Source organism: Galactobacter valiniphilus (assembly GCF_003575975.1).
Classification (GTDB): domain Bacteria; phylum Actinomycetota; class Actinomycetes; order Actinomycetales; family Micrococcaceae; genus Galactobacter; species Galactobacter valiniphilus.
This window is the reverse complement of the sequence record NZ_QQXK01000003.1, coordinates 44438-63623: the sequence shown is the minus strand read 5'-3', so window position 1 is coordinate 63623 and position 19186 is coordinate 44438. Positions and strand designations below refer to the sequence as shown.

The 19186-nt window shown below is 67.9% G+C and carries 26 protein-coding genes; all 26 read right to left on the bottom strand.

What is annotated here, in order from left to right; genetic code table 11:
- Nucleotides 1–101: 101 nt before the first annotated feature.
- Nucleotides 102–2471 carry a LuxR C-terminal-related transcriptional regulator gene (locus DWB68_RS02070; RefSeq protein WP_147391548.1) on the bottom strand — a complete coding sequence of 790 codons (2370 nt, stop codon included), beginning with the start codon at nt 2469–2471 and terminating at the stop codon, nt 102–104.
- Nucleotides 2468–4627 (bottom strand): helix-turn-helix transcriptional regulator, encoded by a 2160-nt coding sequence (locus DWB68_RS02065; protein ID WP_147391547.1) that lies wholly within the window; start codon nt 4625–4627, stop codon nt 2468–2470. Before DWB68_RS02065 ends, DWB68_RS02070 begins: the two co-directional genes overlap by 4 nt.
- Nucleotides 4628–4710: 83 nt before the next feature.
- A complete protein-coding gene (gene truA, locus DWB68_RS02060) occupies nt 4711–5577 on the bottom strand; it encodes a tRNA pseudouridine(38-40) synthase TruA (RefSeq protein ID WP_233548560.1) in 867 nt (288 codons plus the stop codon).
- A gap of 218 nt (nt 5578–5795) precedes the next feature.
- Nucleotides 5796–6524 (bottom strand): 50S ribosomal protein L17, sunset domain variant, encoded by a 729-nt coding sequence (gene rplQ / locus DWB68_RS02055; RefSeq protein ID WP_119423482.1) that lies wholly within the window; start codon nt 6522–6524, stop codon nt 5796–5798.
- Nucleotides 6525–6586: 62 nt separating this feature from the next.
- The gene (locus DWB68_RS02050) at nt 6587–7570 is read right to left on the bottom strand and encodes a DNA-directed RNA polymerase subunit alpha (RefSeq protein ID WP_119423481.1); all 984 of its coding nucleotides are present in this window, start codon (nt 7568–7570) and stop codon (nt 6587–6589) included.
- 169 nt (nt 7571–7739) lie between these two features.
- Nucleotides 7740–8141, bottom strand: coding sequence for a 30S ribosomal protein S11 (gene rpsK, locus DWB68_RS02045; protein WP_119423480.1), 402 nt, complete (start codon nt 8139–8141; stop codon nt 7740–7742).
- 38 nt (nt 8142–8179) lie between these two features.
- Entirely contained in the window at nt 8180–8554 is a 375-nt protein-coding gene (rpsM, locus tag DWB68_RS02040; protein ID WP_119423479.1) for a 30S ribosomal protein S13, read from the bottom strand.
- A 182-nt stretch (nt 8555–8736) separates the two neighbouring features.
- Nucleotides 8737–8850, bottom strand: a complete 114-nt coding sequence (rpmJ, locus tag DWB68_RS02035; RefSeq protein ID WP_071894985.1) for a 50S ribosomal protein L36 — start codon at nt 8848–8850, stop codon at nt 8737–8739.
- Between the two features lie 95 nt (nt 8851–8945).
- On the bottom strand, nt 8946–9167 hold the full coding sequence (gene infA, locus DWB68_RS02030; protein ID WP_119423478.1) for a translation initiation factor IF-1: 222 nt from the start codon (nt 9165–9167) through the stop codon (nt 8946–8948).
- Between the two features lie 314 nt (nt 9168–9481).
- Entirely contained in the window at nt 9482–10303 is an 822-nt protein-coding gene (gene map / locus DWB68_RS02025; protein ID WP_119423477.1) for a type I methionyl aminopeptidase, read from the bottom strand.
- Nucleotides 10304–10434: 131 nt separating this feature from the next.
- Nucleotides 10435–11007: an adenylate kinase gene (locus DWB68_RS02020; RefSeq protein ID WP_119423476.1), complete on the bottom strand. Its 573-nt coding sequence runs from the start codon at nt 11005–11007 to the stop codon at nt 10435–10437.
- Nucleotides 11004–12314, bottom strand: coding sequence for a preprotein translocase subunit SecY (gene secY, locus DWB68_RS02015; protein WP_119423475.1), 1311 nt, complete (start codon nt 12312–12314; stop codon nt 11004–11006). The genes DWB68_RS02020 and secY overlap by 4 nt, the downstream gene beginning before the upstream one ends.
- Before the next feature lie 204 nt (nt 12315–12518).
- A complete protein-coding gene (gene rplO / locus DWB68_RS02010) occupies nt 12519–12977 on the bottom strand; it encodes a 50S ribosomal protein L15 (protein ID WP_119423474.1) in 459 nt (152 codons plus the stop codon).
- A gap of 2 nt (nt 12978–12979) precedes the next feature.
- A complete protein-coding gene (rpmD, locus tag DWB68_RS02005) occupies nt 12980–13186 on the bottom strand; it encodes a 50S ribosomal protein L30 (RefSeq protein ID WP_119423473.1) in 207 nt (68 codons plus the stop codon).
- Between the two features lie 2 nt (nt 13187–13188).
- Entirely contained in the window at nt 13189–13908 is a 720-nt protein-coding gene (gene rpsE, locus DWB68_RS02000; RefSeq protein ID WP_119423472.1) for a 30S ribosomal protein S5, read from the bottom strand.
- Nucleotides 13905–14276, bottom strand: coding sequence for a 50S ribosomal protein L18 (gene rplR, locus DWB68_RS01995; RefSeq protein WP_119423570.1), 372 nt, complete (start codon nt 14274–14276; stop codon nt 13905–13907). The genes rpsE and rplR overlap by 4 nt, the downstream gene beginning before the upstream one ends.
- A gap of 2 nt (nt 14277–14278) precedes the next feature.
- Complete coding sequence (gene rplF / locus DWB68_RS01990) at nt 14279–14815, bottom strand: 50S ribosomal protein L6 (RefSeq protein WP_119423471.1); 537 nt, start codon at nt 14813–14815, stop codon at nt 14279–14281.
- A 19-nt stretch (nt 14816–14834) separates the two neighbouring features.
- Nucleotides 14835–15233, bottom strand: a complete 399-nt coding sequence (rpsH, locus tag DWB68_RS01985; RefSeq protein WP_119423470.1) for a 30S ribosomal protein S8 — start codon at nt 15231–15233, stop codon at nt 14835–14837.
- A gap of 64 nt (nt 15234–15297) precedes the next feature.
- On the bottom strand, nt 15298–15867 hold the full coding sequence (gene rplE, locus DWB68_RS01980) for a 50S ribosomal protein L5 (protein WP_119423469.1): 570 nt from the start codon (nt 15865–15867) through the stop codon (nt 15298–15300).
- A complete protein-coding gene (gene rplX / locus DWB68_RS01975; protein ID WP_119423468.1) occupies nt 15867–16229 on the bottom strand; it encodes a 50S ribosomal protein L24 in 363 nt (120 codons plus the stop codon). Before rplX ends, rplE begins: the two co-directional genes overlap by 1 nt.
- A 2-nt stretch (nt 16230–16231) precedes the next feature.
- On the bottom strand, nt 16232–16600 hold the full coding sequence (gene rplN, locus DWB68_RS01970; protein WP_119423467.1) for a 50S ribosomal protein L14: 369 nt from the start codon (nt 16598–16600) through the stop codon (nt 16232–16234).
- A gap of 352 nt (nt 16601–16952) precedes the next feature.
- Nucleotides 16953–17243 carry a 30S ribosomal protein S17 gene (gene rpsQ, locus DWB68_RS01965; RefSeq protein WP_119423466.1) on the bottom strand — a complete coding sequence of 97 codons (291 nt, stop codon included), beginning with the start codon at nt 17241–17243 and terminating at the stop codon, nt 16953–16955.
- A complete protein-coding gene (gene rpmC, locus DWB68_RS01960) occupies nt 17243–17554 on the bottom strand; it encodes a 50S ribosomal protein L29 (RefSeq protein WP_119423465.1) in 312 nt (103 codons plus the stop codon). Before rpmC ends, rpsQ begins: the two co-directional genes overlap by 1 nt.
- A gap of 3 nt (nt 17555–17557) precedes the next feature.
- Nucleotides 17558–17974 (bottom strand): 50S ribosomal protein L16, encoded by a 417-nt coding sequence (gene rplP, locus DWB68_RS01955; protein WP_119423464.1) that lies wholly within the window; start codon nt 17972–17974, stop codon nt 17558–17560.
- Complete coding sequence (rpsC, locus tag DWB68_RS01950; RefSeq protein WP_119423463.1) at nt 17974–18777, bottom strand: 30S ribosomal protein S3; 804 nt, start codon at nt 18775–18777, stop codon at nt 17974–17976. The genes rplP and rpsC overlap by 1 nt, the downstream gene beginning before the upstream one ends.
- Nucleotides 18778–19143 (bottom strand): 50S ribosomal protein L22, encoded by a 366-nt coding sequence (gene rplV / locus DWB68_RS01945; protein WP_119423462.1) that lies wholly within the window; start codon nt 19141–19143, stop codon nt 18778–18780. It lies immediately after the preceding gene.
- Between the last annotated feature and the right edge of the window lie 43 nt (nt 19144–19186).

The window sequence follows — 19186 nt, the reverse complement described above, 5'->3', positions numbered from 1 at the left end:
CTTCGATGACAGCGATAACGCTAGGAGCGGGTCTTCTTGCCGAACTACGTAGTCGGCACGGGACTTTTTATAGAACTACGTAGAGGCATTGAGTAGGTGTTTCATGAATGGTCATTCACAACAACGTTCGGTTTGAGGAGGTCCTCGAGCTCGAGGGTCCAGCGCCGCGCATCGGCCGGATTCCAGCCCAGGGCGACGAGCTGATCGGCCTTCAACTTGGCGGTGGAGCGGTGCGTTTCGACCGTGCGCTCGCTGATCCCCAGGCGCGCCGCCGTCGTGGCCACCTCTTCGCCGGCCAGGCGCGCGCGCTCGATGTCGATCTCGCGTGCGGTGAGCGTGCACGGCTCCACGAGGACGCGCAGGGCCTCGAAGTTGCGGGCCGCCTCGGCGCGCCCGCGCCCGGCCTGCATGAGCAGCGCCGAGGTAGTGGGATGGGCCCGTCCCGGGTCCAGGATCAGGGCCACATTGGCCAGCCAGATCACGAGCATGTCCTCGTGCACGTCGGCGAGCGCCGCCGCGGCCGCCACGGGTTCCTCCGTCTGCATCACGGCCCGAGCCCAGAGCACGGCCGAGCGGGTGCGCGCGTCCTCGCCCTCGCTCGGGAGCGCGGCCAGGGAGGCGATCGCCGTGAAGTCGCCCTTCAGGCCCCGCATCCACGTGGCGAGCAGGTCCCGCTTGCCGCGGAACAGGGCGCCCTCGGTGTCCTCGCCGAGCGCGGCCTCGCCCGTCCAGGTGTCGGTGGCCAGCACAAACGCGGCTCGGCCCACCGTCCCGTGGTGCCAGGCCCGCGAGTGATTGATGGCGCGCTCGAAGCGAGCGCGTAGCTCGCGGTGCCAGCCGCGCGCCACATCGTCCACGGCGAGCGCCAGCTCATTGACGCCGGCCAGCGCGCCGAGCCACGGTCGCACGTCCGCCACGAGGGTGTCCGTCACGCTCTCCAACATGGAGCGGTACCCGCCCACGCCGAGCGCCATGAGCATGCCCTGCCCGGCGATCACCCGGAAGAGGCGGCGCTTGTAGGCCTCGCGCGCCACGTCCGCCCGTTCACGCCCCTCCGTCTCGAGGGGCCGCAGGACGAGCCGGACCAGGCGGCCGAGGGCCACGGCCTGACGGCGCACGTCCCCGCGCTCGCCAGCGCGCAGGCCAGCGCGCATGAGCTCGCGCAGCTCCGACTCAGGGGCCAGGTCAAGGACCAGGTCGTCGTCGCGGTGCTGCGGCGCGCGCCCCAGTTCCTGCTGGGCGAGGGAGGCCACGCTGCGGTAGATCTCTCCGCTCTCCAGGGTGGCGCGCACGAGCATGCCCCGGGCCAGCGGGCCGGGCAACGAGAGGGCCCGTGCTCGGCGCAGGCAAGCGGTGGCCCCTCCCAGGAGGAAGTGGTGCTCCATGACCAGCGCCACCACGAGGTCGGCGAGCGGATCCTCCGCCCACGCGGAACGGAACTGAATGAGGCGTTGGGCCGGCAGCCGCCCGGCCACGGCGTCCATGGCCTCGTTCGCGCGATCGAGCCGCAGGAGCTGTTCCTCCCAGGCCCCGGGGCTGGACGGCAGCGCGTGGGGCGCCTCGCGCGGCTCCAGCAGGTGCGCCTCGATGGCGGTGCGCATCAGCTCGCTGGCTGCCCTCACGCGCGGGCCTCCCCGCCCGCCGAGGGCCTCGGCGAGGCCGCGCGAGGTCAGGCGCACCATGGCCTCCACGTCGGAGCCGAACACGGGGAGGGCCTCGCCGCTGTGCACCAGCTGCGTTGCCAAGGCCTGCTCGCGCTCGCTGAGCGATTCGAGCAGGCGCAGGAGGGCGCGGTCCAGCGGTGAACCGGCGGACCGCTGGGCGGCCGTGCCGTTCAGCAGCGCCACACGGGCGGCCTCCTCGTCCTCGAAGGCCCCGAGCGCGAGCTCGGCGACGTCGAGTCGATAGCCGCAGGAGGACAGGAAGGCCGCGAGCGCCAAGACCGGCACACCCTGCGTCACGGAGGACGGAGCCAGGCTGACGACGTCACCCACGCGGGCCACGGGTGAGGGCAGCTCATGGAGGGCGGACTCCTCCCCCGCTCCCCAGTCGTCCGGCATCTCATCCTCGCCGCCCACGACGGCGAGCACCTGGGCACCGCCGGCGCGGGCCGCCGCCACCAACCATCCGCGCACGGCGGGGCGCAGGGCGAGGGGACGGCGCGTGAAGTACGTGACGAAGCCGTGCTGGCCCACGAGTTGGGCGTGCAGGGAGATGATGCGCGCGCCGGCACCGCTGCTCTCCTCAGCAGCGAGCAGACGGGCGAGGTCGACCTCCGGGCCGGCGATGCCGAGCACGGCCTCCGCGACGGCGTGATCGAGGTCGACCACGATCCCCTGCCGCGCGAGCCGCGCCAGCCAGTGGCGTTCGAGCACGCCGAGCGGGTCGACTGCCCACCAGCCGGCGCTCAGCAGGGGCGCGGGCAGGCGCACCCCCGCGGTCCAGCCGGCGAGCAGTCCGGTCTCCCTCACGCGCCGCCCCCGGCCAGGCTCATGCCCAGGGCGGCGGCCAGCTCTTGCCGCGAAGCGATATCAAGCTTCTTGTAGGCGTTGGCGGCATGCTTCTCCACCGTGCGCGGCGAGATGCCGAGGCGCTGTGCCGTCTCGGCCGCTGTGTAGCCGTGCGCGAGCTCCACGCAGACCTCTTTCTCCCTGCGGCTCAGAATCACCGCTGACGGGCTGGCCTCCTCGGGGAGTGACAGCCAACTGTCAAGTCCGTACACGCCGCCGAGGCGGACCAGGTTCGCGCGGGCGACGGACCGCCCGGCCTGACCGGGCGAGGCCGAACTCCACAGCGCGAGCTGCACCCTGGCGAGCGTGGATCCGGCGGACGTCACCGCCTTCTCCTCCTCGTCAGATCCTCGCACGACGGCGCCGCGCTGGAGCATTTCGGCGCGCGAACGCCACACCCCCAAAAGCCTGGCGAGGCCGGGCTCCTCGGGTCGCCTCACGCGCGCCAGGGTGGCCGGGGACGTGAGCTCCGCGTCGTCGGCCACGACCCGCGCGAACGCGGTGAGCCAGGCCATGCCGTGGATGCTGTCGGCAAACACGCAGCGCGTGAGGCGCCCGTGGCCGCGGTCCACGCCCATCGCCACGGCCACGATGGGCCAGCTGCCCGCGTCGTGACGCAGCCACGTGTTGGCGCGGCGCGGGAACGGCTCCGGGCGCATGCCCACGCGGTTCCATTCCCCGAGCACGAGGCACGTGAGCGCGTGAAGGTCGCCGAGCAGAGCCTCCCAGAGCGGCGAGACCGCCTCGAGGGGCGTGTAGCTCGACGGCGTGGCTCCGAACATGAGGCGGTAGGCGCTCACCGTGTCATCGGAGAGTGCCGCATACCACGCCGCCAGGGCGCGGCGCAGCGGCGCCAGCCCCAGGGCGTTGGGCTCGGTCCCCGCGCCGGCCCCCACGTCGGCGAGGCGCTGGGCGCCGGCCAGGTCGCCGTCTCGGGCCAGGGAGATGGCCCCCAGGATCTCCGGGACGTGCTCCACCTCGCGCAGCTGATCCAGCGCCGGGCGGTTGAGCCCCGCCAGGGCCAGTGCCAAAAGCCGCTGGGCATCGTTCCCGGAGAAGCTCGCTCCCTCCCCCAGCAGGCTCGCGAGCTCGTTGCGGCCGGCCGCGGTCTCGCCCAGGAGCGCCGCAGCCTCGAGGCGCAGCAACCGCGCCTCGGGCGAAGCCTGGCCCTCGAGTCGGCGTCGCGCGCCGTCGGGCATGCACATCTCGAGCCAGCGCCTGGCGGCCGTCGTGGCGGGCTCAGGGTGCTCGGCGGCCGCCAGGGCGGTCTCGGCATCGTGCGCCACGAGCCGGCGCAGGATGGGCACGGCAATCAGGAGCCGCGGGCTGTAGTCAGTCTCGATCGCCTCGCCGCGCTCGAGCAGGAGCCGCGCATCGGCGGGCGTCTCGACTCCCCGGCCCAGGCGTTCCATGGCTGCGCGCGCCTCGACGCCCACCCCTAGGCCCTCACCGAGGACGCGCGCCGTGCGCTGGAAGACGTTCCATTCGTAGGTGGCGAGCTCGCCGCGGCCAGCCAGCTTGGCCTCGGGCGGCACATGGGCCGAGGCCTTGGCCCACTTGTGGATCCACCCGGGACGCCCGGCCGTCAGCTCGTAGACGACGTCGACCATGCCGGGCGAGGGCTCGTGCCCCCACGTCTCGGCCAGGATGTCCCTGGCCGCCTGGGTGCTGACCGTGCTCACGCGCAGGTGGCCGGCGCCGGCCGCGAGCAGGGCCGCGACGCGCGTCTCGGCGCGGCCCATGGCGACGGTCATGACCCAGCGGGTCCCGTGTTCCTTGGAGAGGCGCTCGATCAGGCCCCACGCTTCGTCATCGAGCAGGTGAAGATCGTCAACCACGGCGAAGGTGGGCTGCTGCCCCGAACCGGAGGCGCGGGCCACGGCCACGCGCGTCGCGATCCACATCCGCAGGTCGTCGATGTCCGGCCCCTGGGCGCCCTGAATGATCAGCCCGTGACGGCCGCCTTCCGCGACTTCGGCTGATACCGCGGCGAACGCGGTGCTGGAGCGGCCGCTGCCGCTCGGACCCTCAACGATCACCACGCTGTGCCGCCGCCAGAGGTGGCGCACTTCGTGGGCGCGAGGAGCTGACTCCACCAAGGGGGGATCCTCATTCATGGCATGGGGCGATGTTCCTCTTGACGGGATTGGATCACGCTCACGCCGTCAGGAAAAAGGGGGCAGCTCCACGGAAAGACACTTCACAGGGCTGCGCGCTTGGCCCGGGTCGCCTTGGCCCGGGCACCGGCGACCTCGTCGTCCGGATAACCGACGCCCGTAAGGACCAGCGCGTGCCCCGCCACCATCTTGGTCTTGGCATCGCGCGTCCGCTCCCCCAGGCGCCGCCCCACCCAGCCTGACGGCTCGCGCCCCTCCCCCACGGCCACGAGGGCACCCACGATGGTGCGCACCATGTGATGGCAGAACGCGTCGGCCCGCAGGTGCACGCGCACCAGGCCGTCCTCCCCGCGCACCACCTCGCCGCCCTGCAGCTCCCGCACCGTGGTGGCCTCCTCCCGCGGCTTGCAGAAGGAGAGGAAGTCGTGCAGCCCCAGGAGCGAGTCGAGTTCGGCCTGCATGGCGTCCACGTCGAGGGCGCGCGCGTGGAAGAGGGTGTCGCCGCGGCGCAGCGGATCCCAGCGCCGCTCGCCGTCCGCGATCGTGTACGTGTAGGAGCGCCAGAGCGCGGAGAATCGGGCGTCGAAGCCGGGCGGCACGGGCCGGGCCGAGTGGATGAGCACGGCGCGTCCGGTGGAGCGGGCGAGCACCGCGTTGAGCCGCCGCACGAGCGTCACCTCGACGGGCTCTGCGCCGTCCCGCACGCCCACCTTGGCCTGGGCGGCGGCGTCGAGGTCCACGTGCAGCACCTGGCCCGAGGCGTGAACCCCGGTATCGGTGCGCCCAGCGACGACCACGCGCAGCTCCTGCCGGCTGACCACGGCCAGCGCCGACTCGATGGCCTCCTGCACGGAGGGCAGGCCCGGCTGCCGCGCCCACCCGTTGAACGGGCCCCCGTCATAGGCCAGGGTCAGGGCAAAGCGTTGGGGGGAGGGCACCGGCTCAGACACCCCACCATCTTAGGGTGCAGTGCCCGACGACGCGGGGCCGGGTCCCGGCCCCGCGCCCGCTCGGGCGGGCGCCACCCGGCCCACCACCCGCCGTCGGGCATCGGAAACCCGGAGCAGCTCCCCGGGCGCACACAAAGAACCGCCCCTCACCGGATCCGAAGATCCGGTGAGGGGCGGCCCTCAAGCGTTGATGCCGGCGGGCTCACGCCCGCCGATCATCACTCGCCCTGCTGCTGAGCGGCCTCGCCACCCGCCGGCGCGAAGCCGGCGGCCTTGGCATCCTCGGCGGTGGCGAACCACACCTCGGCGACCGTCTGGTCGTACCAGCGCGAGCCAGGCACGTGGTACTTCATGGAATCGGCGTTGCCCTTGATGTCGGCGCCCTCGGGGGCGGCGGCATCGGCGTTCGCGGCGATGGCGCCGGCGAACTTGGCGGCGGTGGCCTCGGCCTTGGCGGAATCGAAGTCGGCGGCCGGGGCCTCGACAACGGTCTCCTCGACCTTGGTCTCCTCAGCCTTGGCGGCCTTCTCGGTGGCCTTGGCGGCCTCCTTGACGACGGCCTGCTTGGCAGAAACGGGCTCCATGACGAGCTCGATCACGGCCATGGGCGCGTTGTCGCCCTGGCGGTTGCCGATCTTGGTGATGCGGGTGTAGCCACCATCGCGGCCGGCCATGGCCGGGGCGATCTGCTCCATCAAGGTGTACACGACGCCCTTGTTGGTGCGGCTGCGCGAGGCCAGGACGGACTGCACACGACGACGCGAGGCCAGGTCACCGCGCTTGGCGATGGTGATCAGGCGCTCGGCGAAGGGACGCAGGCGCTTGGCCTTGGTCACCGTGGTCGTGATGCTGCCGTGCTCAAAGAGCTGGAGCGACAGGTTGGCCAGGATGAGGCGCTGGTGCGCCGGGCTGCCGCCGAGGCGGGGACCCTTGGTAGGGGTAGGCATGGGATTTCTCCTTGGAAGAGACCCTCACGGAAGCCATCCGAGAAGGCAGAAAGCTTAACGAATCAGGCGTCGTAATCGACGTCGGCGTGGGCCGAGAGGTCGTAGCCGGCCGGGGAATCCTTGAGGGAGAGACCCAGCTCCACGAGCTTGGCCTTCACCTCGTCGATGGACTTGGCGCCGAAGTTACGGATGTCCATGAGATCCGCCTCGGAACGAGCCACGAGCTCACCCACGGAGTGGATGCCCTCGCGCTTGAGGCAGTTGTAGGAACGAACCGTGAGCTCCAGGTCCTCGATCGGCAGCGCCATGTCGGCCGCCACCTGGGCGTCCGTCGGCGACGGGCCGATCTCGATGCCCTCGGCAGCGACGTTGAGCTCGCGGGCCAGACCGAACAGCTCCACCAGGGTGGTGCCGGCCGAGGCCACGGCGTCACGCGGCAGCATGGACTCCTTGGTCTCGACGTCCAGGACGAGCTTGTCGAAGTCGGTGCGCTGCTCAACGCGGGTGGCGTCGACGCGGAAGGTCACCTTCATCACCGGGGAGTAGATCGAATCAACGGGGATACGACCGATCTCCGCGTCGGCGTTCTTGTTCTGCGCCGCCGAGACGTAGCCGCGGCCACGCTCGATGGTCAGCTCCATGTCGAACTTGCCGTTCTCGTTGAGCGTGGCGATGTGCAGATCCGGGTTGTGGATCTCCACACCGGCCGGCGGGGTGATGTCCGCGGCCGTGACGACGCCGGGGCCCTGCTTGCGCAGGTAGGCGACGACGGGCTCGTCGTGCTCCGAAGAGACGGAGAGCTGCTTGACGTTCAGGATGATCTCGGTGACATCCTCCTTCACGCCGGGCACCGTGGTGAACTCGTGCAGCACGCCATCGATGCGCACGCTGGTGACAGCGGCGCCCGGGATGGACGAGAGCAGGGTACGACGGATGGAGTTGCCGATGGTGTAGCCGAAACCGGGCTCCAGCGGTTCGATGGTGAACCGGGAACGGTTATCGGCGACGACCTCTTCGGTCAGGGTCGGGCGCTGTGCAATGAGCACTGATGATGTCCTTTCAGCGAGCGTCCGCTATATGACGCAACACATGGCGACTTAAGGACGACGACACCTCTTGGTGGGTGAACCGTCGGCGGGGCACGAGCCCCTGGACGGGACGGGCGGCGCGGGCTATGCAGCCCGCGCCGTCACCGTCCCAGCGCGCGACCCGCGATCAGACGCGGCGACGCTTCGGCGGACGGCAGCCGTTGTGGGCGCTCGGGGTGACGTCCTGGATGGAGCCAACCTCGAGGCCGGCGGCCTGCAGCGAACGGATGGCCGTCTCGCGACCCGAACCCGGGCCCTTCACGAAGACGTCAACCTTGCGCATGCCGTGCTCCTGCGCGCGCTTGGCGGCCTGCTCGGCGGCCATCTGCGCGGCGTAAGGGGTCGACTTACGCGAGCCCTTGAAGCCAACCTGGCCAGCGGAGGCCCAGGAGATCACGGCGCCGGTGGGATCCGTGATCGAAACGATGGTGTTGTTGAACGTGCTCTTGATGTGCGCCTGACCGGCGGCAACGTTCTTCTTATCCTTGCGACGCGGCTTACGAACCGCGGTGCGTGCCTTGGGGGGCATGTCTACTCCTACCTAAATCCTGTGGGTCCCGCTGAGGATCAGCGGGCCTTCTTCTTGCCGGCGACGGTCTGCTTCGGGCCCTTGCGGGTACGAGCGTTGGTCTTGGTGCGCTGGCCGTGGACGGGCAGGCCCTTGCGGTGGCGAATGCCCTGGTAGGAGCCGATCTCAACCTTGCGGCGGATGTCGGCGGCGACCTCGCGGCGGAGGTCACCCTCAACCTTGTAGTTGCCCTCGATGTAATCGCGCAGCTGGACGAGCTGATCGTCGGTGAGGTCCTTCACGCGGATGGACGGGTCGATACCCGTGGCCGCGAGGGTCTCCTCGGAGCGGGTCTGACCCACGCCGTAGATGTAAGTGAGTGCGATGACCACGCGCTTTTCGCGCGGGATGTCGACACCAGCGAGACGAGCCATAGTTGGTTGTCTTCCTATCGATATCAGGAGGTGTGGAGCAGCCTCATCATCCGGATCCGGTGTGGATCCGGCCCCAGCCTCCTTGGCCCGGGGGTTCTCACTGCGGTGAGCGGTGCTGGACTGCCTAGTACATGTGTGGCGTGTAGCTGAGATTCCCTCTTCTGAGAAAGAAGAGGAGGGAATCAGCCCTGGCGCTGCTTGTGACGCGGGTTCTCGCAAATCACCATGACGCGCCCGTTGCGACGAATGACCTTGCACTTGTCGCAGATGGGCTTCACGCTCGGATTGACCTTCACGGTTCGATTCCTTCGTGTTGGACTGGTCGGTTGAGTGTCACCTCATGGCCTGCTTCAGGGCGCCCCTCACGGCACGTCCGTCGCCCGGCCACCGATCACTTGTAGCGGTAGACGATGCGCCCACGGTTCAGGTCGTACGGCGTCAGTTCGACGACGACCCGGTCCTCGGGGAGGATGCGAATGTAGTGCTGTCGCATCTTCCCGGAGATCGTGGCGAGCACGACGTGCTCGTTCTGGAGCTTCACGCGGAACATCGCGTTCGGCAGGGCTTCCGTGACGGAACCCTCCAGTTCGATGACGCCTTCTTTCTTGGCCATGTCCTCCGCTAACGTCGGTCCGGAACGCAGCTGCGCCCGGTTGTGTTTGGTGACGTGGTGGCCTGAGCGTCGATACCCGCGGATGCGCGCACGACAACAGACAACCAACGATCAAGAGTAGTCCATGGCGGGCCGCTTGCGAAATCCCCGCGTCGCGTGTACCTGCTCACACCGCCGCGCGGGGCGCTCCGGCCCTCCCGCCGGGAGGCACGGCTACCGGCGGGCGCCGGCCCGGCGCCGTCGTTCACTGCACGACGACGCGGCGGGGCCGGGCTGGGAGCCCGGCCCCGCCGCGATCACGGGGTTGCGCTGGTTCAGGCCAGCGGCGAGGGGGTCACGCCGTAGCGCGCGAGACGCTCCGCTCCCCCGTCCACCGCCGTGGAAACCCAGATGCCGCGCTGGTGCACGAGCACGGTGTGCTCCCACTGGCTCGCGCGCGAGCCGTCGGTCGTGACGACGGTCCAGTCGTCCTCGAGCGTGACGGTCTCGATGTTGCCGCGCACGAGCATGGGCTCGATGGCGAAGGCCATGCCCGGCTTGATGCGGGCCCCCTTGTGCCCTGAACGGTAGTTGAGCACGTCGGGGGCCATGTGCATGGCCGAGCCGATGCCGTGGCCCACGTAGTCCTCGAGGATGCCGAGCGGGGCTCCGGGCTGCTCCGTGACGAAATCGTCGATGGCGTCGCCGACCTCGCCGATGTGGCGGGCGGAGGCGAGGGCAGCGATGCCGGCCCACATGGCCTCCTCCGTGATGTCGGAGAGGCGCTGGTCCTCCGGATCGGCCGTGCCGAGGATGACGGTGCGCGCCGAGTCGGCGTGCCAGCCCTCCACGACTGCGCCGCCGTCGATCTTCAGGACGTCGCCGTCCTGCAGGATGCGCGCGCCGGGGATGCCGTGCACGACCTCCTCGTTGACCGAGGTGCAGATCGTGGCCGGGAAGTCGTAGTAGCCAAGGAAGTTGGACGTGGCGCCGTGCTTGGCCAGCACCGCGGCGAAGACCTCGTCCAGTTCCTTGGTGCTCATGCCGGGGGCGGCGGCGGCCACGGTGGTGTCCAGGGCCTCGGCGAGGACCAGGCCGGCGGCGCGCATGCGCTGCAGCTCGGCCGGCTTCTTGTATTCGATGCGTTCAAGGCCCATGCTCGGGCCCCCTTTCTTGGCTGTGCGTGACGTGGACGCGGGGCGGCGGCCCCGCACCCACGCATCAGCCCCCGCGCAGAGGTCTCTGGCGGGGGCTGGCGCTCGCCTGCGCGATCAGGCGGGGTGATGTGTCAGGCGTCCTGGCGCAGGGCGGTCAGGATGCGGGAGGTGACGTCCTCGAGCTCGCCGAGGCCATCGACCTCGCGGACCAGGCCGCGCTCGCGGTAGGCGGCGACGACGTCCTGCGTCTGCTCGCGGTAGACGGAGAGGCGGTGGCGGATGACGTCCTCGGTGTCGTCCGCGCGGCCCTCGATTTGCGCGCGCTTCAGGAGGCGGGCCACGAGCTCGTCCTCATCGGCGGTCAGCAGGACCACGGCGTCGAGGTTCTGGCCGTTGGAGGCCAGGATGTCGTCCAGCTCGGCGACCTGGGCCACCGTGCGCGGGTAGCCGTCCAGGAGGAAGCCCTCGGCGACGTCGGACTGCGCCAGGCGGTCGCGGACCATCGCGTTGGTCACGGAGTCCGGAACGTAGTCGCCGGCATCCATGTACTGCTTGGCCTCGACGCCGAGGGGCGTCATCTCCTTCACGTTGGCACGAAAGATGTCACCCGTGGAGATCGCCACAACGCCGAGCGAATCGGTGATGCGGGCTGCCTGGGTACCCTTGCCGGACCCGGGGGGGCCGACGATGAGGAGACGAGTCATCGCAGTAGTCCTTCATAGTGTCGCTGTTGCATCTGAGCATTGATCTGCTTCACCGTCTCGAGACCCACGCCCACCATGATGAGGAGCGAGGTGCCGCCGAACGGGAAGTTCTGGTTTGCACCGACCAGCGTCAGGGCCACGATCGGGATCATGGCGACGACGGCCAGGTAGATGGCGCCCGCGAAGGTGATGCGGGAGCTCACGAAGCCGAGGTACTTGGCCGTGGGCTCGCCCGCGCGGATGCCGGGGACAAATCCGCCGTACTTCTTCATGTCATCCGCCACCTCGGTGGGGTTGAACGTGATGGACACGTAGAAGTAGGTGAAGCCGAACACCAGCAGCACGTAGAGCAGCACGTGCAGCGGCGCGGAGGTGGAGACGAGGTTGTTGTTGATCCACTCGACCCAAGGGGCGAAGTTCTGGCCGGCCGGGGGCTGGTTGAACTGCACGATCATCATCGGCAGCGCCAGGAGCGAGGAGGCGAAGATGACCGGGATGACGCCGGCCATGTTGACCTTGATCGGGATGTAGGTGGACGTGCCACCCACGGTGCGGCGGCCGATGGTGCGCTTAGCGTACTGCACCGGGACGCGGCGCTGGGACTGCTCCACGAACACCACGAGGGCCAGGATCACGAGGCCGATCAGGATGACCAGGATGAAGGTCCACCAGCCCTTGTTCTGCAGGATGTTCATCATGGAACCGGGGAAGCCCGCGGCGATCGAGACGAAGATCAGCAGGGACATGCCGTTGCCGACGCCCTTCTCTGTGACCAGCTCGCCGAGCCACATGATGAACATGGTGCCGGCCGTGAGGACCACGATGAGCAGCAGGATCGTCCAGATCGAATCGCCCGGGATGATCTCGTACTGGCAGTTGTTGAACAGCGCGCCGGACTTGGCCGTCGTCACCAGCGTGGTGGCCTGCAGCAGGCCCAGCGCGATGGTGAGGTAGCGCGTGTACTGCGTCAGCTTGGCCTGGCCGGCCTGGCCGTCCTTGTGCAGCTCCTCGAAGCGCGGAACCACCACGCGCAGGAGCTGGATGATGATGGAGGCCGTGATGTACGGCATGATGCCCATCGCCAGCACGGAGACCTGCAGTAGCGCGCCACCGGAGAACATGTTGACGAAGTCATACAGGCCACCGCTGGTGCCGCCCAGCGCCATGCACTGCTTCACCGCGGTGTAGTCCACACCGGGTGAGGGGATGTACACACCGATGCGGTAGATGACGATGATGCCCAGGGTGAAGAGCAGCTTTCGCCGCAGGTCCGGGGTCTTAAACACCCGGGCGATGGCGCTGAACACGCAGTCTCCTTCATAAGGGAAGTGACGGAAGTGGCCCAAGTAACGACCGAGGGCGAATTGAGTCTAGCGTCCGCGCACGCCAATCCCCGCATTTGGGGACACAAGTGAGGCGCGGCAGAAGGTGGGAAGGCCCCCGATCCACAGCCACATGGCTGCGGACCGGGGGCCTACCTCAAGTGATCACGCGGACGTGCCGCGTGCCGCTCAGATGGTCTCGGTCGACCCGCCGGCGGCGGCGATCTTGTCCAGGGCGGACTGGGAGAAGGCGTTGACCTTCACGTCCACCTTGACGGTGAGCTCGCCCTGACCCAGCACCTTGACGGGCTGGTTCTTGCGGACGGCGCCCTTGGCGACGAGCGACTCGATGGAGACCTCGCCACCCTCCGGGAACAGCTCCGAGATGCGGTCCAGGTTCACAACCTGGAACTCAACGCGGAACGGGTTGGTGAAGCCGCGAAGCTTCGGCAGGCGCATCTGCAGGGGCAGCTGGCCACCGGCGAAGCCGGCGCGGACCTGGTAACGGGCCTTGGTGCCCTTGGTGCCGCGGCCGGCGGTCTTGCCCTTGGACGCCTCGCCACGACCCACGCGGGTCTTGGCGGTCTTGGCGCCGGGAGCAGGACGCAGGTGGTGAATCTTCAGCGCGCTCTCGTTGTTCTCAGCCATGTTTACTTAGCCTCCTCGACGGTCACCAGGTGCTTGACCGTGTTGACCATACCGACGGTGACCGCGTCAGCCGTGCGCTCGACCGTGTGGCCGATACGCTTCAGGCCGAGCGAGCGGACGGTGTCGCGCTGGTTCTGCTTGGTGCCGACAACACCCTTCTTGAGGGTAATGACGAGCTTGGCATCGCTGGGGAGCAGGTTCTTCGACATGCTCATGCACCTGCCTTCTGGTTCTGGAGCTTGCGCAGCATGGCGGCCGGGGCCACCTCGTCCAGGGGCAGACCACGGCGAGCAGCAACGGCCTGGGGCTCCTCGAGGGCCTTGAGGGCCTCGATGGTGCCGTGGACCATGTTGATCTGGTTCGTGGACCCCATGGACTTGGAGAGCACGTCGTGGATGCCGGCGCACTCGAGCACGGCGCGGATCGGGCCGCCGGCGATCACGCCGGTACCCTCAGACGCCGGGATGAGCAGCACGACACCGGCAGCGGCCTCGCCAGTCACGCGGTGAGGAATGGTCGTGCCAACGCGCGGAACGCGGAAGAACGACTTCTTGGCCTCTTCGACACCCTTGGCGATGGCCGCGGGCACCTCCTTGGCCTTGCCGTAGCCGACACCAACGAGACCGTTGCCATCGCCCACCACGACGAGCGCGGTGAAGCTGAAGCGACGGCCGCCCTTGACGACCTTGGAGACGCGGTTGATCGTGACGACGCGCTCAAGGAACTTGTCCTTGTCCTCGTCCTGGCCACGGCCCTTGTTGTCGCGACCGCGACCGCGGCCATCACCGCGACCGCGGCCCTCGCCACGGTTGCGGTCGTTGCCGCCACGGCCGCCGCGGCGGTCGTTGGCAGCCTGCTCGGCACCGGCCTCGGGGGCCTGCGTGGCGGATTCGCTCACCTGAGTGTCCTTCTGGTTGATCTCTTCGCTCACAGTGCCAGCCCACCTTCACGAGCGCCATCGGCAACCGCGGCCACGCGGCCGTGGTACTTGTTGCCACCGCGGTCGAAGACCACGGCCTCAACGCCGGCAGCCTTGGCGCGCTCGGCGACGAGCTCGCCCACGCGCTTGGCCTTGGCGGTCTTGTCGCCATCGAAGCCGCGCAGGTCGGCCTCCATGGTCGTGGCGGACGCAACGGTCACGCCGCGGCTGTCGTCCACGATCTGCGCAACCATGTGGCGCGCGGAGCGGTTGACAACCAGGCGCGGGCGCAGCGAGGTGCCCGTGATGCGCTTGCGAACACGCAGGTGACGACGACCGCGCTTGGCGGCCTTGCTCTTTCCCTTGATAGCGAGAGCCATGGTCACTTACCTGCCTTTCCGACCTTGCGGCGAATGATTTCGCCCTCGTACTTGATGCCCTTGGCCTTGTACGGATCGGGCTTGCGGAGCTTGCGGATGTTGGCGGCGACCTCGCCCACCTGCTGCTTGTCAATGCCGGAGACGGTCAGCTTGTTCGCGCCCTCGACGGTGAACGTGATGCCGGCCGGCGGCTGCACCGTGATGGTGTGCGAGTAGCCGAGGGAGAACTCCAGATCGGAGCCCTTCGCCAGCACGCGGTAGCCGGTGCCGGAGATCTCGAGCTTCTTCGCGTAGCCCTCGGTGACACCGATGATCATGTTGTTGATCAGGGTGCGGGTCAGGCCGTGCAGCGAGCGGGAGGTGCGCTGGTCATCGGGGCGCGACACCGTGAGGGTGCCGTCCTCGAGGCCAACCTGGATGGGCTGAGCGACGACGTGCGTCAGCTCGCCCTTGGGGCCCTTGACGGTCACGTCCTGGCCATCGACCTTGATGTCGACGCCGGCCGGAACCGTGATGGGGAGACGTCCAATACGGGACATGGTGTGTTACTCCCTTCCCTTACCAGACGTAGGCGACGACTTCGCCGCCGACACCCTTGGAGTGAGCCTGGCGGTCCGTCAGCAGACCGGAAGACGTGGACAGGATGGCGATGCCAAGGCCGCCAAGCACGCGGGGAAGCTGCGTCGACTTCGCGTAGACGCGCAGACCCGGCTTGGAGATGCGGCGGATGCCGGCGATGGCACGCTCGCGATTCGGACCAAACTTGAGGTCGATGGTCAGCTTCTTGCCGACCTCGGCCGCATCTTCCTTGAAGTCCTGGATGTAACCCTGGGCCTTCAGGATCTCGGCGATGCGGACCTTCAGCTTGGAGGACGGCATGGTGACGTCCTCGTGGTGAGCGGAGTTCGCGTTGCGCAGGCGCGTGAGCATGTCTGCAACGGGATCAGTCATTGTCATGTGGGCTAGTGCCCTTCCTCGACGTGGTTTCCCCGAACGAGCGGGGACCTACGACGTAGTTGGATTAGTTGTCAGCCTTGAAGGGGAAGCCGAGCGCCTTCAGCAGCGCGCGACCCTCTTCGTCGGTCCTGGCCGTCGTGACGACCGTGATGTCCATGCCGCGCGTGCGGTCGATGGAATCCTGGTCGATCTCGTGGAACATGACCTGCTCGGTCAGACCGAAGGTGTAGTTGCCGTTGCCGTCGAACTGCTTGCCGTTCAGGCCGCGGAAGTCGCGGATACGGGGCAGGGCCAGCGTGACCAGACGGTCGACGAACTCCCACATGCGGTCGTTGCGCAGCGTGGCGTGGGTGCCGATCGGCATGCCCTCGCGCAGCTTGAACTGGGCGATGGACTTGCGGGCCTTCGTCACCATCGGCTTCTGGCCGGTGATGGCGGTGAGGTCGCGCACGGCGCCCTCGATGACCTTCGAGTCCTTGGCAGCCTCGCCAACACCCATGTTGACGACGACCTTCACGAGGCCGGGGATCTGCATGACGTTCTCGTAGGAGAACTGCTCCTGCAGCGCAGCGCGGATCTCGTCCTTGTACTTCGTCTTCAGACGCGGCGTGATCTTCACGGTGGTCTCAGTCATCACAGGGCCTTTCCGGAAGCCTTGGCGTAGCGAACGCGCACGGTCTTCTCGACGCCGTCACGGGTCACGGTCTCGAGGCGGAAGCCAACGCGGGTCGGCTTCTTCGTCTCGGGATCGACCACGGCAACGTTGGAGACGTGAAGCGGGGCCTCAACGTGCTCGATGCCGCCGGTCTTGGAACCACGCTCGGTCTGGCCGACCTTGGTGTGCTTGGTGATGACGTTGACGCCCTCCACCAGCACGCGGTTCTGCTCGGGGAACACGGCCAGGACCTTGCCCTGCTTGCCGAGGTCGCCGCCGCGCTTGGCGGAGGCGCCGGTGATGACCTGAACCAGGTCACCCTTCTTGATCTTTGCACCCATGATCAGAGCACCTCCGGGGCCAGCGAGACGATCTTCATGAAGCGCTTGTCGCGCAGCTCGCGGCCCACGGGGCCGAAGATGCGCGTGCCGCGCGGCTCGTTCTCGTTCTTGAGGATCACCGCAGCGTTCTCGTCGAACTTGATGTAGGAACCGTCGGCACGACGGCGCTCCTTCACGGTGCGGACGACGACCGCCTTGACGACGTCACCCTTCTTGACATTGCCGCCCGGGATCGCATCCTTGACGGTGGCGACGATGACGTCACCAATGCCTGCGTAGCGACGCTTAGAGCCACCGAGAACACGGATGGTCAGGATTTCCTTCGCACCAGTGTTGTCAGCAACCTTGAGTCGCGACTCCTGCTGAATCACTTATATCTCCTGTCGTCTCGCTGGTTCTCCGTACTCGGAGCCTTGCGGAACGGGTTGATGGACTCCCCCACCCTTTTCGCTTACCCCTGGATCCACGCGCGAGCTGCAAAAGAACTCACGCCGCTCACGCGGAGGAACCAAGGCCGAGGCGGTATGGCTGGGGGCCGTGCACACGTGCTTGGGTTACCCCAGTTGCACGCCTGGTCCCGCGAGTGGAGGTGGATAGTCTCCTCGCGCGGAACGCACGGACCCTTAAGTCTATCGCACAAAGACGAAGGACCCGAAATCCTCCGATTTTTCGGGGACTTCGGGTCCTTCGAGCCTTGCGGCAAGACCTCAGAAGAGGCCTAGATCACTTGGCCTTCTCGATGATCTCCACCAGGCGCCAGTTCTTCTGGGCCGACAGCGGGCGGGTCTCGGCGATCAGAACGAGGTCGCCGATGCCGGCGGCGTTCAGCTCGTCGTGAGCCTTGATCTTCTTGTTGCGACGCATGACCTTGCCGTAGAGCGCGTGCTTCACGCGGGACTCCACGTCAACCACGATGGTCTTCTGCATCTTGTCGGACACCACGTAACCGCGAAGGGTCTTGCGGTCGTTGCGGGCTTCAGCCTGCTCAGCCACGGCGTTCTCCTTCTCGCTCATTACTCGGCGTCCTCGGCCGGAGTCTCCTCGGCCTTCTTGGCGGACTTCTTCTTGGTTGCCTTCTTGGTCTCCTCGACCTTGGCAACGACCTCTTCACGAATGCCGAGCTCGCGCTCACGCAGGATCGTGTAGATGCGGGCGATGTCGCGCTTGACGACCGCGATGCGACCGTGCTGCTCGAGCTGACCCGTGGCCGACTGGAAGCGGAGGTTGAAGAGCTCCTTCTTGGCGTTCTTCAGCTCCTCGCCCAGGCGAGCGTTATCGAACCCCTCGAGGTTCTCGACCGAGAGTTCCTTCGAACCGATGGCCATGGATCATTCACCACCCTCACGGCGCACAACGCGCGCCTTCAGCGGAAGCTTGTGGATCGCCAGGCGGAGGGCCTCGCGAGCAACTTCCTCATTGACACCCGAGAGCTCGAAGAGCACACGTCCGGGCTTGACGTTGGCAACCCACCACTCCGGGGAGCCCTTACCGGAACCCATGCGGGTTTCGGCCGGCTTCTTCGTCAGCGGACGATCCGGGTAGATGTTGATCCAGACCTTGCCGCCACGCTTGATGTGACGGGTCATCGCGATACGCGCGGCCTCGATCTGACGGTTCGTGACGTAGGCCGGCGTCAGGGCCTGAATGCCCCACTCACCGAACGACACCGTGGTGCCGCCCTTGGCCATGCCCGAACGCTTCGGGTGGTGCTGCTTGCGGTACTTGACTCGACGCGGGATCAGCATCAGGCCTGTCCCCCTTCCGGAGCCGCAGCGGCCTCAGAGGCCGGGGCGCCCTGGTCGTTACGACGGCGGCGCTCGCCACCACCGCGACGCTCGCCACCACCGCGGCGGTCGTCACGACGGCCACCGCGCTGGGGAGCGGCGGCCTGCTGTGCCGCGAGCTCCTTGTCGGTCACGTCGCCCTTGTAGATCCAGACCTTGACGCCAATGCGACCGAAGGTCGTCTTGGCCTCGAAGGTGCCGAAATCGATGTTGGCGCGGAGCGTGTGCAGGGGCACACGGCCCTCGCGGTAGAACTCCTTGCGGGACATCTCGGCGCCGCCGAGACGGCCGGAGCACTGCACGCGGATGCCCTTGGCACCGGCGCGCATGGCCGACTGCATGGCCTTCTTCATGGCGCGACGGAACGCGACACGGGAGGCCAGCTGCTCGGCGATGCCCTGAGCAACCAGAGCAGCCTCGATCTCGGGGTTCTTGACCTCGAGGATGTTCAGCTGCACCTGCTTGCCCGTGAGCTTCTCCAGCTCGGTGCGCAGGCGATCGGCCTCGGCGCCGCGGCGACCGATGACGATGCCCGGGCGGGCGGTGTGGATGTCGACGCGGACGCGGTCACGCGTACGCTCGATCTCCACCTTGGCGATGCCCGCGCGATCCATGCCCTTGGTCATGAGCTCGCGGATGCGGACGTCTTCCTTCACGAAGTCGGCGTAACGCTGACCCGGCTTGTTCGAATCGGCGAACCAGTGCGACTTGTGGTCGGTGGTGATACCGAGTCGGAAGCCGTTCGGGTTGATCTTCTGACCCATTTACTTCTCCCCACCCTTCTCAGGCGTCGCGACGACCACGGTGACGTGGCTGGTGCGCTTGTTGATGCGGAACGCGCGGCCCTGGGCACGCGGCTGGAACCGCTTCATGGTCGGACCCTCATCGACAAAGGCCTCGGCGATGTACAGATCGTCCTCGTTGAACGCCTCGCCGGCACGGTCCGCGGCGACGCGGGCGTTGGCGATGGCGGAGGCGACGACCTTGTACACCGGCTCCGAAGCTGCCTGCGGGGCAAACTTCAGGATGGCCAGCGCCTCGTTCGTCTGCTTACCACGAACGAGGTTGACGACGCGCCGGGCCTTCATCGGCGTCACGCGCAGGTGGCGCGCAATAGCCTTGGCTTCCATTGCTTTCCTTCTTCCGTCTTGAAGAGGAGCTAAGCGACTCGCT